Raw genomic sequence first — 15,967 nt, 5'->3', positions numbered from 1 at the left:
GGCGCGACGACCGCGGCGGCTCGCAGCGACAGGGGTTCCGCGACGGCGACCACCGCGACGGCGGACGCCCGCGCTTCGACGACCGCCGGAACGAGCGTCCGCGCTTCGACCGCGACGACCGTCCGCGGCGCGACGACCGCGGCGGCGACCGCACCCGCGGCAACGACCAGGGGACCGAGCGTTCGTACGACGCCGCCCGTGCGCGCCGTGCCTTCGACCGCGACCGCACGCAGCGCTCCTTCGAGGGCGGACGCGAGCGTCCGTCGACCGGAGGGGCCTACCGCACCGAGCGTCCGCGTCGGGACGAGCGTCCCCGTCGCGACGAGCGTCCGACCCGCAGCGACTGGAACGCGAAGCCGAAGGCCTCGTTCGAGCAGGCCGACGACGTCGTCCACGAGCGCCTCGAGGCACAGGCCGTGCAGGCCGTCGAGGTCGAGGGCGTCACGTTCGCCGACCTCGGTCTGGGCTCCAACATCACCGAGACCCTGAACAACATGGGTGCCGCGACGCCGTTCCCGATCCAGGCGGCGAGCATCCCGGCTGTCCTCGAGGGGCGCGACGTGCTCGCCCGCGGACGCACGGGCTCCGGCAAGACCATCGCCTTCGGGGCACCGCTCGTCGAGCGGGTGCTGCAGTCGCAGGCGGGCAAGCGTCGCGAGTTCGGCCGTGCGCCGCGCGCGATCATCCTCGCTCCGACGCGCGAGCTCGCGCTGCAGATCGACCGGACCATCCAGCCGATCGCCCGCAGCGTCGGCCTCTTCACCACGCAGATCTACGGCGGCGTTCCCCAGGGGCGCCAGGTGGGCGCGCTGAAGAAGGGCGTCGACATCGTCATCGGCACCCCCGGTCGTGTCGAGGATCTGATGAACCAGGGCAAGCTCGACCTGTCCGACTGCCGCATCGCGGTGCTCGACGAGGCCGACCACATGTGCGAGCTCGGATTCGTCGAGCCCGTGCAGCGCATCCTCCGCCGCACGGCCGAGGGCAGCCAGAAGCTCCTGTTCTCCGCGACCCTCGACCGCGAGGTCGCGGCGCTGGTGGACGAGTTCCTCGTCGACCCCGCCGTGTTCGAGGTCGCGGGCGAAGACCAGGGCTCCAGCACCATCGAGCACCGGGTCCTCGTCATCGAGCACCGCGACAAGGCGGACATCCTCACGTCGCTCGTCGACCGCGAGGGCAAGACGCTCGTCTTCGCCCGTACTCGTGCCTACGCCGAGATGCTGGCCGACCAGTTCGACGACGCGGGGATCCCGGCCGTCTCGCTGCACGGCGACCTCAACCAGGCCAAGCGCACGCGCAACCTGGAGAAGCTGACCTCGGGTCGGGTGAACGTGCTCGTGGCCACCGACGTCGCCGCGCGCGGCATCCACGTCGACGACATCGACCTCGTGGTCCAGGCCGACGCGCCGGACGAGTACAAGACGTACCTGCACCGCTCCGGTCGCACGGGTCGCGCGGGGCGCTCGGGCCGGGTTGTCACGCTCATCACGCGGCAGCGCCAGCGCCGGATGACCGAGCTGCTCGGTCGCGCCGAGATCGAGGCACCGTTCGAGCAGGCCCGTCTGGACGACGACGTGATCGAGGAGATCGCCGGGCGTGTGCCGTCCGCCGCCGAGCTCACTTCCTGACCCGTTCGGGATCAGAAAGGCCCCGGAGACTTCGGTCTCCGGGGCCTTTTCACACTCCGCACCGGGCGGGTCAGGGGAGGGTGTGCTCGTGGAGGGATGTCATCAGGGACGTGCCGTTGAGGTCGAGGTAGAGGACGCCCTCGGTGACCGTGAGGGTCAGGGTGTTGCGGCGGGCGAGGTGGGGCGTGGCGGTGTCGACGAACCCGGGATCGAAGCTGTAGACCCGGATGTCCTCGGCCCGGTGGATGCGCTTGTCGGCCCACGGCGCCATGACCTTGGCCGGATCGCGGTGCGTGTAGACCACGGTCCGGTCCGCGAGGCGGGAGGCGTGGTGCAGCCGCGCGGCATCGGGAGCGCCCACCTCGATCCAGACGGTGACCCGGCCCGTGAGGTCGCGCACGAGCACCGCAGGCTCCTCGGTGTCGGAGACGCTGCCGCCGAACGAGATGCCCTCCGCGAACTCGAGCGCGTAGGCGAGCACCCGCGTGAGCATGTACGCGTCGGTCTCGGAGGGATGCCGGGCGGCCCGGAGCGAGAGGTCCTCGTAGACCCCGCGATCGGTGTCGGCGAGCTGCATCTCGAACGTGTGGACTGTCGAACCGATCGCCATGATCCTCGAGCCTACGCGGAGCTGCGCTCTCCGGCCGACCGGGTCAGAACAGCATCGGCTGCGGCGGGGTGGCGGCCGCGGCGCGACCGCTCGGCGTGAACATCACCGGCCCGGCCGCCGGCGCCTCCGTCTGCACGTGGCCTTGGCCCGGGCGGAACCCGCGCCGCGGATAGTCGTCTTCGTGCCGGCCGTCGAGCCCGTGCATCCGGATGAGGGGACGAGCGCGCTTGGCGAGCCACTGCCGATACGGCTTCGGTGCCTCGACCGACGCTCCCGGATAGAGCCCCCGATACGACGAGACGAGGTCGGGACGGTTCTCGCCGAGCCACTGGAAGAACCACGGCTTGACGCCAGGACGCAGGTGCAGGGCTCCGTAGATCACGCTCCGCGCTCCGGCGGCCTTGATGCGACGGAGGGCGTCGTCGATCGCGGGAAGTGAATCGGTCAGGTGCGGCATGATCGGCATGAGGAAGACGGTGACCGGGAATCCGGCGTCGGCGAGGGCGCGTACCGTGTCGAGGCGGGCCTGCGTGGTCGGAGCGCCGGGCTCGATCGCCTTCTGCAGCGCGTCGTCGTACATCGCGATCGACATCTGGACGTCGACCGGCACGCGCTGTGCCGCCTTCTTCAGCAGCGGGATGTCGCGGCGGATCAGCGTGCCCTTCGTGAGGATCGACATCGGAGTGCCCGACGCCGCGAGCGCCTCGATGATGCCGGGCATGAGGGCATACCGCCCCTCGGCCCGCTGGTACGGGTCGGTGTTCGTGCCGAGGGCGACGGTCTCGTGCTGCCAGCTCCCGCGGCGCAGCTCCCGTTCGAGCACCTCCACGACGTTGACCTTGACGACGATCTGGGTGTCGAAGTCGGCGCCGCCGTCGAGGTCGAGGTACTCGTGCGTGCCCCGTGCGAAGCAGTAGGTGCAGGCGTGGGAGCAGCCGCGGTAGGGGTTGATCGTCCAGGCGAAGGGCATGCGCGACGCCCCGGGAACATGGTTCAGGGCGGACTTCGACAGCACTTCGTGGAACGTCATCCCGGCGAACTCCGGCGTCGTCACCGTGCGGAGGACGCTGGACCGGTTCTCGAGACCAGGCAGCGCCGCCTCGTCGCTGTCCGCGAGCTTCTGTCCCTGCCACCGCATCGTCCCATTCGAACAAAGAACCGAATCGAAGTCAAGCGACTATGGCATCAATGTTCGAATGGAAGAATGGGCGCATGCCCTCCTCGCCGTACGCTCAGCATGCGGCGCCGCGTTCCCCGATCCTCGGCCCCGCTCTGCCGGTCGGGCTGGCGGTGACCGCACTGGGGGTGGTGCTCTCCCTCACCGGTGCGGCCGCGACCCCGGTGGCGTCGGAACCGCTCCCGCGCCCTGTCGCGGTGATGCAGGTGCCCTCGGTGCAGAACGCGGCGACACCCGCGGCCGATCCCTGCGCCGACCCCGCGGTGCAGGAGGCGATCGCCGCGGGCGACGACGCCACCACCGTGGCGGCCTTCGGCGGCGGGGTACCCTTCCGCGAAGCCGTGGTCGCCGGGAACGCGCCCTGCGTGTCGCTCAGCGATCCCGCCCGGATCTGGGTGGTGGTCAACAAGGGGCGTCCGCTCGATCCGGCCGCCTACGAGCCCGCGGAACTGGGCCAGGTGCCGCTGCAGATGACGACGCCGTCGGGCCGCGTGCGCGCGGAGGTCGCCGACGCGGTCGGACGCATGGCGGAGGCCGCTGCGGCCGCGGGTGTCGGGCGCCTCGGCGCGAACAACGGCTACCGCTCTTACGGGCTGCAGGTCGCGACCTACGGCGCCCACGTGCGGGACCAGGGGCAGGCCGATGCGGACGCGGGCTCGGCGCGGCCGGGTCACAGCGAGCATCAGACCGGTCTCGCCCTCGACGTCGTGGCCTGCGATGCCGGGTGCGGCGGTCTCGACGGCTTCGGGGCGACGCGGCAGAGCGAGTGGGTGGCCGCGCACGCCTGGGAGTACGGGTTCATCGTGCGCTACGAGCAGACCGGCACCCCCGTCACCGGGTACGCGCCGGAGCCCTGGCACCTGCGCTACGTCGGCACGGAGCTCGCGGCGGCGTACCACGACGGGGGTTTCCACACTCTCGAGGAGTTCTTCGGCCTGCCCGCCGCTCCCGACTACGAGCACTGATCAGGCGCGTCCGCGGTGTCGTCCGGCGTGCTCTGAGGCATCCCACAAACGCGGTACCCAGTCCCACCCGTGATGGGATGCATTCTCACAATCGCCTGTCCCGCCCCGTGTTCCCGCCGTAGACTCGCCGGAGCAACGACGCACGACACGTTCGGGAGGACGGCATGGAACGCGACATCTACGAAGAGGATCACGAGGCCTTCCGCGACCTCGTCAAGGACTTCGTCAAGCGCCACGTCACGCACGAGGCGATCGAGAAGTGGGATGCCGCCGGCGAGGTGGACCGCGCCACGATGCGCGCCGCGGGTGAGGCCGGCATCATCGGGCTCTCCGTGCCCGAGGAGTTCGGCGGCGCCGGGATGCTGCAGGACTACCGCTTCCGCGCGATCGTGAACGAAGAGGTCATCGCGGCCGGAGCGGGCTCGCTCGCCGGGGCCTTCGGCATCCAGGACGACCTGGCCGTGCCGTACCTCGTGCACATGGGCACGCAGGAGCAGAAGGAGAAGTGGCTGCCCCGCATGGCCACCGGCGAGGTCGTCGGTGCGCTCGCCATGACCGAGCCCGGCGCCGGCTCCGACCTCCGCGGCATCAAGACCACGGCGAAGAAGGTCGACGGCGGCTACCTCGTCAACGGCGCCAAGACCTTCATCTCGTCCGGTGCGACCGCCGACCTCGTCGTGACCTTCGTCAAGACGGGCGAGGGCAATCGGCCTGACGCGTTCAGCCTCGTCCTCATCGAGAAGGGCATGGAGGGATTCGACAACGGCAAGAAGCTCTCGAAGATGGGCTTCCACGGCCACGACACCGCCGAGCTGTCGTTCACCGACGTGTTCGTGCCCGAGGAGAACCTCATCGGCGGCGTCGAGGGCAAGGGCTTCATCCAGCTCATGATGAACCTCCCGCTCGAGCGCCTCTCGATCGGCGTGGCCGGAGCCGCTGCCGCGCAGGCCGCGCTCGACTGGACCGTCGCGTACACGAAGGACCGCGAGGCCTTCGGGGAGCGCATCATCGACTTCCAGAACAGCCGCTTCACCATCGCCGACATGTCCGCCACGGTCGACGCGCTGTGGGCCTTCATCGACCGCGCACTGCTGGCCTACAAGGACGGCAAGCTCTCGGCCGAAGAGGCCGCGAAGGTCAAGTTCTGGGCCACCGAGCGCGAGTGGGAGGTGCTCGACGCCGGGGTCCAGCTCCACGGCGGCTACGGCTACATCACGGAGTACCCCATCGCCCGCGCCTTCCTCGACGCCCGCGTGCACCGCATCTACGGCGGCACGAACGAGATCATGCGCGAGATCGTCGGGCGTCAGATCGCCGGCAAGCGCTGAGGTCTCCGGGCACAACGTCGGAGACCCCCATCGACACGCCGGGGCGGCCTCGTCCGCCCCGGCGTGTCGTGTCGTGACTCCGAAGTCGTGCCCGGGCTCAGGCCAGGGGTTCTGCGGCGGCCTCGCGGGCGGCCTTCGAGGCCGGGGAGGCGGCGCCGATCTTCCAGTAGCCGCAGAAGCTGACGGCGTTCCTGTCGACACCGCGCTCGCCGACGAGCTGCTTGCGGACGCCGGAGGCCAGGGCCTGCTCGCCGGCCGCGTACGCGTGGAACGGAGCATCGGGCAGAGCGGTGCGAGCGAGGGCGTCCAGGGCGAGAACCCCGGGCGGGATCTCGTGCGGCCGCACGATCCACACCACGTCGAGCCTCGACGGGTGCCCGAACTCCAGGGCATCCTCCGCAGACGGCACCTCGATGATGGCCGTGCCCGCGGCGTCGGCCGGCAGGGAGGCGCTGATCGCAGCGATCGCGGGGAGGGCAGTCTCGTCTCCGATGAGCACCACACGGTCGGTGCCCCGCTCGGGGTTGAACGTCAGGCCCTCGTCGATGATGAGGACGTGCTCGCCGGGGGCGCAGGTCTCCGCCCATCGGGAGGCCGGACCGGCGGTGCCGTCGGCCGCCGAGCCGTGCAGGACGAAGTCGACGTCGAGCTCGGCGCCGGTCTCGGCCGTGGCCGGGCGGTAGGCGCGTACGGTGTAGTTGCGCATCACGGGGCGTTCGCCGTCGGGGATGCGGAGGAACTTCAGATATCCGAACATCCGGTTGGCCTTGGCGGGCACCCGCTCGAGCCCCGCCTCGCCGCCGATCGGCAGGAACAGCCGGAACCACTGGTCGTACCCCATCGGGCGGAAGCGGTCGATCTCGCCGCCGCCCAGGGTCACCCGCACCCAGTGCGGCGCGAGCCGTTCCGTGCGGAGGACCGTGAGGTGCAGGAGCTCGGCCGTCTCCGGCTTGACCATCTTGCTGAATGCCATGCGGACACCTTTCAGGGGAGCTGCCAGGGGAAGAAGACGACGAGGATCGCCGCCGAGGCGGCGAGCATGGCCACGGTGAAGACGGTGTCCCTCGTCCGGAACGGCACGAGGTGCCGCTCGGTCCGGGTCGGATGCGCGCCGAACGCCCGGGAGTCCATCGCGAGGGCGACGCGCTCCGCATGCCGGATGGCGCCCGCGAGCAGCGGGACGATGTAGCCCCAGCCCCGCGCGATCCGGGCGAACGGGCCGCGGCCGCCGTGCGAGCCGCGCACCCGGTGCGCGGCTCGGATGACGGCGAGCTCGTGCCCGAAGCGGGGCACGAAGCGGAAGGCGGCCAGGGCCGTGTAGCCGATGCGGTACGGCACGCGCAGCTGCTGCACGCTCGCACGCACGAGGTCGGAACCGCTGGTGGTGAGGCCGCCGACGAGCGCGAGCGCGACGATCGATCCGAGCCGGAGCGCCGTGGCGAACCCGATGAGGAGGGCGCCGCCGTAGAGGGTCCAGTCGCCGATCGTCACGACGGGGATGGTGTCGGCGACCAGGGCCGCGTCGACCCACAGCGAGAAGCCGACGCCGATCGCGACCATGCCCGCGGGCAGACCGAGCAGGAGCAGCGCGAGGAGACGCCCCGTCACCCGCGCCCCGACGAGGATGAGGGCGTAGGCGAGCACGAGGAAGACGGCGGGGGTGGCCAGATCCCGCACGAAGACGAGGAGCAGCATCGCAGGGGCGAAGCCGGCGACCTTCGCCAGCGGGTTGAGGCCGTAGAGGAACTGCCGCCGCGACGTGGCCGTGAGCGGCGCATACGGATCGAGCGTGGTCATCGTCATGGCGACACCTCCCACCCGGCTTCGGTGAGCACGCGCTGCAACGCGGGGACGCGCAATCCCGCGGAGGGGAGGATCACGGGATCGGCGAACAGCTCCGCCGTCGGACCGGCCGCCCGGACCCGCCCGTCGGCGAGGACGACCGTGTCGGTGGCGTGCTCGGCGACGAGCTGCAGGTCGTGGGTGACGATGACCACGGTCGTGCCGTCCGCCCGGAGGCTCTCCAGCAGCGCCAGGAGCTCGGCCGCCCTGGCGCGGTCCTGCCCGAAGGTGGGCTCGTCGAGGGCGAGGACACGGGGGCGACTGATGAGGGCGGTGCCGACCGAGAGCCGTCGCTTCTCGCCGCCGGAGAGGAGGAACGGGTGCACCTCGGCCTTGTGCGTCAGCCCGAACCGCTCCAGCATCTCCGCCACGCGGGTGCGGACCTCGTCGTCCGGCACGTGGCGCAGGCGGAGACCGTGGGCGAGTTCGTCGAAAACGGTGGCGGCGATGAACTGGTGCTCCGGGTTCTGGAACACGAAACCGATGCGCGCCGCGAGCTCCCGGGGGGAGGCCGTCCCTGGGTCGATGCCGTCGACGGAGACCCGACCCCTCGGCGGCGGCACGACTCCGGCGAGAGCCTGGATCAGCGTCGTCTTGCCCGCGCCGTTCGCCCCGATGATCGCCGTGAGGCTCCCGGCGGCGATGTCGAGGTCGACCCCGTGCAGGATCTCGGTGCGGCGCCGTGTGACCGTGAGGCCGCGGGCCCGGATGATCGGCTCCCGGTCGAAGAGGCGAGGGTCGCCGACCGGCACCGAGGACGCGGTGCCGGGGCCGGGAGGAAGCGCGGCTGCCAGCGCCTCGGGCGTCAGCGGCAGCGGATCGAGGACGACGCCCCGGTCGCGGAGGCGGAGGGCGGCGAGCGTCGCGGCGGGCAGCCAGACCCCCATCGCCAGGAGCTCGTCGGCGTGCGCGCGGATGGTCTCGGCAGCCGGACCGTCGAAGACCACCCGGCCCTCGCGGTCGAGCACGATGGTGCGCGTGACGAAGCGCATCGCCGCATCGAGGTTGTGCTCGACGAGGAGGATGGCGCGGTCTCCGGCGGCCACGACCTCGGTCAGCGCCGCGTACACGTCGTCGATCCCCTGGGGGTCGAGGTTCGCGGTCGGCTCGTCCAGCACGATGAGAGGAGAGCCCATCGCGAGGGCGCAGGCGATGGCGAGACGCTGCCGCCCCCCGCCGGACAGGTGGTCGGGGTTGTCGTCGCGGCGCTCCCACAGGGCGACGCGCCGCAACGCGTCCTCCACGCGGACCCGCACGGCCTCGACCGGGAGCAGGAGGTTCTCCGGGCCGAAGGCCACCTCGTCGTACACCGTCCCCGTGACGATCTGCGCGTCCGGATCCTGGAAGACCATGGCGACGTGCGTGCTGAGTGTCGCGGTGTGCGCCGTGGTGGTGTCGATACCGCCGGCCTCGACGGTGCCGGTCATCGTCGCGGGCAGCGCGTGCGGGATGAGGCCGTTGAGGGCGAGCGTGAGCGTCGACTTCCCGGAACCGGACGGGCCGAGCAGCAGCACGACCTCGCCGGGACCGATGTCGAAGGTCACGTCACGGGGCGACGGGTGCGCGGCATCCGCGTGGGTGAGGGTCAGCTCGCGCACGCGGAGGAGGGGTGCGGATGGGCGCACGGCACGTCCCTGGTTCGACGGAGGGTGTTCCTCTAACTTAGCTGAGCCTTACCTGTGCTGCCAGCGGGGCCCGTACGCGATCAGCGGCGCGCGACGCCGGCGGTGCGCAGCGCCGAACCGATGGCGAGGCCGATCGCCGTCCAGGCCACCGGGCCGAGCACGGAGATGGCCAGGTACAGCAGCTGGGCCCACAGCGGCATGACCGCGAGGTTCGCCGCGAAGAACACCGCCACCGCCACGACGACGCCGATCACGACCGCCGAGACGAAGAACCGCCAGGCGCCCCAGGAGCGATAGCGGGTGAGGGCGGCGACACCCTCCTGGATGAGGCCGAAGAGCAGCGCGGTGCCGATGAATCGCAGCGACCACGCCGGGTTGAAGGCGCTCGCGATGAGGGCGGCGAACACGTGCGTGATGAGCGCCACGAACGGCAGCCGCAGCACCTCCTGCGCGATGATGCCCGGCAGCACGTGCGAGCCCAGCACCAGGCCGTAGAGGAACAGCAGCGGGCTGGCCAGGAGGAGGGGAGTGACCCATCCGGCGATGCCGCCGAGGATGCCCGTGGCGACACCGATCGCCGCGCAGATCAGCAGCACTCTGGTCGACAGGACGGAGGTTCGGGCCACGTCTCCAGCCTACTGGCGACATTCGGAGAGTCGGCCGCCGTCCATCCTGACCGATCGGCACGATCGGGGGCGACCATCGTTCAGTTCTCGATCCGGCGCCGAGTGGCGGGGCTATCGTGAGCCGCGGTGCGGCGACGACGCGGCATCGGGATCATCGGATCATCAGGAGCGAGATATGGGTCGAACACCCCTTCGGATCGCAGCAGCCACCACCCTGGCGACGCTGTTCATCGCATCGACGGCAACCGCAGGCCACGCAGCGACCGGGGAGGTGACGCATCCCGTTCCGGTCGCGGGGACCCCCGGGCACTACATCGTGATCATGAAGGCCGATCCCCTCGCCAGCTACGAAGGCGACGTCAAGGGCCTGAAGGCGACGAAGCCTGACGAGGGCGAGCAGCTCGAGACGCAGTCGCAGGACGCGCAGCGCTACGTCAAGCACCTCGAGTCCGAGCAGAAGAGCCTCATCAACGACGTCGGCGTCACCCCGGACACGACCTACCAGGTGGTGCTCAACGGTTTCAGCGCCGACCTCTCGGGTGAGCAGGTGGACCAGCTCCGCGCCTCGAAGGACGTCCTCGGTGTGTATCCCGACGAGATCCGTCACCCCGATGCGCAGACCTCCACCGATTACCTCGGCCTCGGCGACGACCGCAAGGGGCGTGGCGGGGTGTGGCAGCAGACCGGTGGCGTGAAGAAGGCGGGCGAGGGCGTCGTGGTGGGCGTGATCGACACCGGCATCGCTCCCGAGCACCCCTCGTTCGAGGGCAAGAAGCTCAAGCAGCAGAAGAAGCAGAAGAACCGGCACAAGGGCACCGAGCCCTACACCGACGGTACCTACGTGTACTTCGACAAGTCCGACGGCGGACAGTTCCGCGGCGCGATGGTCGATGGTCAGGACTGGGACGAGCGCGACTACTCGTCGAAGCTCATCGGCGGGCAGTACTTCTTCGCAGGAGCCCAGGCCGCCGGGTTCGACTTCCAGTACGACTACCTCTCCCCGCGCGACGGCGACGGTCACGGCTCGCACACGGCGAGCACCGCCGCCGGCAACTTCGGAGTGGACGCCGAGATCGAGGGCGTCGACTTCGGAACGGTCTCCGGCGTCGCCCCCGGGGCGAAGGTCGCGGCCTACAAGGCCTGCTACGTCGGGCCAGACACGACGGTGACCACGGATGACATCTGCGCCCTGAGCGACCTCGTCGCCGCGATCGATCAGGCCGTCGCGGACGGCGTCGACGTGATCAACTACTCGATCGGCGGCGGCGCCGCGAGCACCGTGATGGCTCCCGAAGACCTCGCGTTCCTCAACGCCGCAGCCGCCGGTGTCTTCGTCGCGACCAGCGCCGGCAACGACGGCCCCGATCCGGTCACCGCCGACCACGCCTCGCCGTGGTACACGACGGTCGCCGCCTCCACCATCCCGACGTGGGAGGGCACCGTGCAGTTCGACGGCTTCGAGCAGGCCGGGGCCTCGGTGACCGTCCCGTTCGGTGAGAGCGTCTCCGGTCCCTCCATCGCCGCCGCGGATGCCGCGGCGCCCGGTGCGGTGGATGCGCAGCTGTGCCTGCCGGGCACCCTCGACCCGGCGAAGGTCTCGGGACACATCGTGGTCTGCGACCGCGGCGGCAACGCCCGCGCGGAGAAGTCCCAGGTCGTGAAGGACGCCGGGGGCATCGGCATGGTCCTAGTGAACGTGCCCGGTGGTGCGGATTCCCTCGACAACGACTTCCACGCCGTGCCGACCGTGCACCTGAACGCCGCGCACCGTGCGGCCGTGCTCGCCTACGTGCAGGGCGGCGTCGATCGGCCGATCACCCTCGTCGGTGAGAACACCACCGGTGTGACCACGCCGACCCCGCAGATCGCGGGCTTCTCGAGCCGCGGACCGGTCCTCGCCGACGGCACCGACGTGCTCAAGCCGGACATCGCCGCACCGGGAGTGGCGATCCTCGCCGCCACGCACAACGCCCCGGGTGAGGACCCGACCTTCGGCATCCTCTCCGGGACGTCGATGGCCTCCCCGCACATCGCCGGCCTCGGTGCGCTCTACCTCGGGGAGCACCCGCGGGCGACCCCGGGCGAGATCCGTTCGGCCCTGATGACGACCGCCTCCGACACCGTGCTCCCCGACGGCTCGAAGAACACGAACCCGTTCGAGCAGGGTGCCGGACAGGTCGATGCGACGCGGTTCCTGAACCCCGGTCTGCTCTACCTCAACGGCTTCAAGGACTGGGCGGCGTTCCTCGACGGGAAGGGGCTGTCGGACTTCCCCGGCATCGACCCCATCGACGGCAGCGATCTGAACCAGGCATCGATCTCGATCGGGTCCCTGGCCAGCGCGCAGACCGTCACCCGCTCGGTCACCTCGACCGAGAAGGGCGTGTTCACGGCGAAGGCCTCCGTCCCCGGCGTGAACGTCACCGTCACGCCGTCCCAGCTCTCCTTCGACAAGCCGGGGCAGACGAAGACCTTCACGGTCACGTTCGACAGCACCACCGCGCCGGTCGAGCAGTGGGCCACGGGGTCGCTCACCTGGACGAGCAAGAAGAACACGGTGCGCTCGCCGATCGCGGTCTTCCCGGTCACGGCGGATGCTCCGGCCGAGATCACCGGCAGCGGCGTCGACGGCAGCACGACCGTCGACATCACCCCCGGCCTCGACGGCGATCTGGCGCTGGGCGTCTCGGGTCTCACGCCGTTCCAACTGCTCAGCGACCCGGACAACCCGGTCGAGGGGCACTCGGGCAACGAGAACTCGGGCGACGCGAACAAGGACGTGTCCTGGATCGTCGACGTGCCGGAGGGCGCCACGCTCTCGCGCTTCGACCTCGACTCCTCCGACGACGAGGGCAGCGATCTCGACCTCACCGTCTACCGGGTCGTGAGCCCGGACGACCTGCGCTACTACGAGCGCTGGCAGTCGGCGACGGGCTCGGCCGACGAGCAGGTGACGATCCCCGCACCGACCGCGGGCACCTACCTCGTCGTGGCGAACGTGTACGCGACCACCGGGCCGATGACGTGGGACATGACCCACGCCTCCGTGCTCCCGGACGGGGAGGGCTCGTTCACCGCGACGCCGAACCCGATCGCCGCGGTCCGCGGGGAGAAGACGAGCTACGAGCTGAGCTGGACCGGTCTGACCGCCGGCACCCGCTACCTCGGACTCGTCCAGTACGGTGACTCGGCCGTGCGCACCGTGGTGACGGTCACGACGCCCGCGGATGCCGCGCCGACGCCGACTCCCGCGCCGAAGCCGTCGCCGACCCCCGAGCCGACGCCCACCCCCGAGCCGACGCCGGATCCGACCACGACCCCGGAGCCGACTCCGGAGCCGACCGCGCCTCCGGAGACCGACGCCCCCGGGTGATCCGGGAACGGTTGCACGACCCGGTCACGGCCGCACGAGGGAATCCCTCGTGCGGCCGTGCCGTCGTATCCGGGTCGTGCAGACGTGCCGGGGGACGTCCGGGCCTCCGTTCGTCGCACGGCCGCCGCCGCTCGTCGCAGCGTCCCCGCGTCCGGAGGCGGCAGCGGCACGCACTCCCTACCGTGGGGAGACGCAATGATGCGCCCCCAGAGGAGAACCCCATGACCGCACCTTCGTCGCGCCGCCGCGACGGCGCCGGGCTCGTCGACGACGACCCCGTCATCGAGACCGACCCGAACCTCCCGCCCGTCGCCCTCTCCGCGGAGCACGAGGCGAAGAGCCGCCGCTGGACCCTGCCGAAGATCCTGCTGTGGACGGCCATCGCCCTCCTCGGCGGCGTCGCCTGGGTGATGCTCGCCATCGTGCGTGGCGAGACCGTGAACGCGATCTGGTTCGTCTTCGCCGCCGTCTGCACCTACCTGATCGGCTACCGCTTCTACTCCAAGGTCATCGAGCGGTACATCACCCGCCCCGACGACCGCCGGGCCACGCCCGCCGAGGTGAAGCAGGACGGCAAGGACTACGTCCCCACCGACCGCCGGGTGCTCTACGGTCACCACTTCGCCGCCATCGCCGGCGCCGGCCCCCTCGTCGGCCCCGTGCTCGCGGCGCAGATGGGGTACCTCCCCGGCACCATCTGGATCATCGTGGGCGTCGTGCTCGCGGGAGCCGTGCAGGACTACACGGTGCTCTTCTTCTCGATGCGACGCGGCGGCCGAACCATCGGCCAGATGGCGCGGCAGGAGCTCGGCAAGATCGGCGGCACCGCGGCGATCATCGCCTCGCTGCTCATCATGCTCATCATCGTCGCGATCCTCGCGCTCGTCGTCGTCAACGCCCTCGGCGAGAGCCCGTGGGGCGTCTTCTCCGTCGCGATGACCATCCCGATCGCCCTCTTCATGGGCGTGTACCTGCGCTACCTGCGCCCGGGCAAGGTGACCGAGGTCTCGATCATCGGCTTCGTGCTGCTCATGGCCGCCATCATCGGCGGCGGCTGGGTCGCCGGTACCGAGTGGGGCCAGGCGATCTTCCACCTCGACCGCACCACCATCGCCTGGGGCATCATCATCTACGGCTTCATCGCCGCGGTGCTGCCGGTGTGGCTGCTGCTCGCGCCGCGCGACTACCTCTCCACCTTTATGAAGATCGGCGTCATCGTGATGCTCGCCGGCGCGATCGTCCTCGTGCGTCCGGAGATCTCGGTCCCCGCGGTGAGCATCTTCGGCGAGAACGGCATGGGTCCGGTGTTCGCCGGGCCGCTCTTCCCCTTCCTGTTCGTGACGATCGCCTGCGGCGCGTTGTCCGGATTCCACGCGCTGATCGCGTCGGGCACCACGCCGAAGCTCGTCGAGAAGGAGCGGCAGACCCGGTTCATCGGCTACGGCGGAATGCTCATGGAGTCGTTCGTCGCGATCATGGCCCTCGTCGCCGCGATCTCGATCGACCAGGGCATCTACTTCGCCATGAACGCCCCGGCCGCCGCGACCGGGGGCACCGTGGAGGGAGCGGTCGCCTTCGTGAACTCGCTCGGGCTGACCGGGGTGAACCTCACCCCCGACATGCTCACCGGCACGGCGGCGGCGGTCGGCGAGGAGTCGATCGTCTCGCGCACGGGTGGCGCTCCCACGCTCGCGCTCGGCCTCGCGCACATCATGCAGCAGGCCCTCGGCGGACAGGCGCTCATGGCGTTCTGGTACCACTTCGCGATCATGTTCGAGGCCCTGTTCATCCTCACGGCGGTGGACGCCGGAACCCGGGTCGCGCGCTTCATGCTGCAGGACTCGATCGGCGCCTGGTTCCCGAAGTTCCGCGATGTCTCCTGGCGTCCCGGGGTGTGGATCTGCACCGCGATCATGGTGGCCGGCTGGGGAGCGATCCTCATCCTCGGCGTCACCGACCCGCTCGGCGGCATCAACACCTTCTTCCCGCTGTTCGGCATCGCGAACCAGCTGCTCGCGGCGATCGCGCTCGCCGTGGTGCTGGCCATCGTCGCCAAGCGTGGTCGCAGCTACTTCCGGTGGCTGTGGATCATCGCGCTGCCGCTCGCCTTCACCGCGGTCGTCACCATCACGGCCTCGCTCTACAAGATCTTCTCGCCGGTGCCGGCGATCGGATACTGGGCGAACCACTTCCGCTACCTGGAGGCGCTGAACTCCGGTGACACCACGCTCGGCGCGCCGGAGGTGCTGCAGGCCGTCATCCGCAACACCGCGGTGCAGGGCACGCTGTCGATCATCTTCGTGGTGCTCGCGATCATCGTCATCGTCATGGCGGTCATCGCGACCGTGAAGGCGATCCGCAACGGCGGCGGCGAGAACACCGAGGACCCGCCCGTGCCGTCCCGCCGCTTCGCCCCGGCCGGTTTCCTCCCCGACGCGGAGGAGCGCGAGCTGGAGAAGCAGTGGGAGCCGATCCTCGCCGAAGAGCGCGCGGCGGCACGGCACTGAGATGACCCACGCGATGGATCGGACGGATGCCGCGATCTCCCCGCTGCGGGCGCTGTGGAGCGCCCTCGGCCGGGTCGGCCGCGGCATCCGCTGGTACATGACGACGCTGATGGGCGACACCGCGTACGCCACGTACGTCGCCCATCACCGTCGGCATCATCCCGACGAGGAGCCGCTGACGGAGCGGCAGTTCTGGCGTCAGCGGATGGACGACCAGGACCGCAATCCCGGTGCCCGGACACAAGCGCGTCCTGCTTGCCGCCCCCCGCGGATACTGTGCAGGGGT

At 70.6% G+C, this 15,967-nt stretch carries 12 protein-coding genes; 6 read left to right on the top strand and 6 right to left on the bottom strand.

The annotated features are described in order from the left end of the window. On the top strand, window positions 1–1,628 hold a 1,628-nt coding region (locus DW296_RS01720; RefSeq protein ID WP_136050828.1), incomplete at its 5' end, for a DEAD/DEAH box helicase. A 70-nt stretch (window positions 1,629–1,698) separates the two neighbouring features. Here the strand turns inward: DW296_RS01720 and DW296_RS01715 are convergent. Both DW296_RS01715 and DW296_RS01710 read right to left on the bottom strand, forming a co-directional pair. Beyond that, window positions 1,699–2,238, bottom strand: coding sequence for a YaeQ family protein (locus DW296_RS01715; protein WP_136050827.1), 540 nt, complete (start codon window positions 2,236–2,238; stop codon window positions 1,699–1,701). Between the two features lie 43 nt (window positions 2,239–2,281). Next, complete coding sequence (locus tag DW296_RS01710; RefSeq protein ID WP_136050826.1) at window positions 2,282–3,376, bottom strand: Rv2578c family radical SAM protein; 1,095 nt, start codon at window positions 3,374–3,376, stop codon at window positions 2,282–2,284. A 74-nt stretch (window positions 3,377–3,450) separates the two neighbouring features. Here DW296_RS01710 and DW296_RS01705 point away from each other — a divergent pair, with 74 nt between their 5' ends. Together DW296_RS01705 and DW296_RS01700 are read left to right on the top strand one after the other, a co-directional pair. After that, window positions 3,451–4,380, top strand: coding sequence for a M15 family metallopeptidase (locus DW296_RS01705; protein WP_136050825.1), 930 nt, complete (start codon window positions 3,451–3,453; stop codon window positions 4,378–4,380). 164 nt (window positions 4,381–4,544) lie between these two features. Then, entirely contained in the window at window positions 4,545–5,708 is a 1,164-nt protein-coding gene (locus DW296_RS01700) for an acyl-CoA dehydrogenase family protein (protein WP_136050824.1), read from the top strand. A 97-nt stretch (window positions 5,709–5,805) separates the two neighbouring features. Here DW296_RS01700 and DW296_RS01695 read toward each other — a convergent pair whose 3' ends face one another. From DW296_RS01695 to DW296_RS01680, 4 genes are all read right to left on the bottom strand, one after another. After that, window positions 5,806–6,681 carry a siderophore-interacting protein gene (locus tag DW296_RS01695; RefSeq protein WP_136050823.1) on the bottom strand — a complete coding sequence of 292 codons (876 nt, stop codon included), beginning with the start codon at window positions 6,679–6,681 and terminating at the stop codon, window positions 5,806–5,808. Window positions 6,682–6,692: 11 nt separating this feature from the next. After that, window positions 6,693–7,511: an energy-coupling factor transporter transmembrane component T gene (locus DW296_RS01690; RefSeq protein ID WP_136050822.1), complete on the bottom strand. Its 819-nt coding sequence runs from the start codon at window positions 7,509–7,511 to the stop codon at window positions 6,693–6,695. After that, the gene (locus DW296_RS01685) at window positions 7,508–9,175 is read right to left on the bottom strand and encodes an ABC transporter ATP-binding protein (protein WP_136050821.1); all 1,668 of its coding nucleotides are present in this window, start codon (window positions 9,173–9,175) and stop codon (window positions 7,508–7,510) included. Before DW296_RS01685 ends, DW296_RS01690 begins: the two co-directional genes overlap by 4 nt. 80 nt (window positions 9,176–9,255) lie before the next feature. Then, window positions 9,256–9,801, bottom strand: a complete 546-nt coding sequence (locus DW296_RS01680; protein ID WP_025104671.1) for an ECF transporter S component — start codon at window positions 9,799–9,801, stop codon at window positions 9,256–9,258. 175 nt (window positions 9,802–9,976) lie between these two features. On the opposite strand from DW296_RS01680, the gene DW296_RS01675 reads away from it, so the two are divergent. The 3 genes from DW296_RS01675 to DW296_RS01665 form a co-directional block, all read left to right on the top strand. Continuing rightward, on the top strand, window positions 9,977–13,174 hold the full coding sequence (locus DW296_RS01675) for a S8 family peptidase (RefSeq protein ID WP_168428959.1): 3,198 nt from the start codon (window positions 9,977–9,979) through the stop codon (window positions 13,172–13,174). Between the two features lie 221 nt (window positions 13,175–13,395). Beyond that, window positions 13,396–15,681 (top strand): carbon starvation CstA family protein, encoded by a 2,286-nt coding sequence (locus DW296_RS01670; protein ID WP_025104668.1) that lies wholly within the window; start codon window positions 13,396–13,398, stop codon window positions 15,679–15,681. Between the two features lies 1 nt (window position 15,682). After that, a partial coding sequence (locus DW296_RS01665; protein ID WP_205807781.1) for a YbdD/YjiX family protein occupies window positions 15,683–15,967 on the top strand: 285 nt, incomplete at its 3' end.

The sequence above is a fragment of the Microbacterium sp. K36 genome, from assembly GCF_004794355.1.
Taxonomy (GTDB): domain Bacteria; phylum Actinomycetota; class Actinomycetes; order Actinomycetales; family Microbacteriaceae; genus Microbacterium; species Microbacterium paraoxydans_D.
Note: the sequence above shows the minus strand (reverse complement) of the source record. Positions and strands in the feature narration are given on the sequence as shown.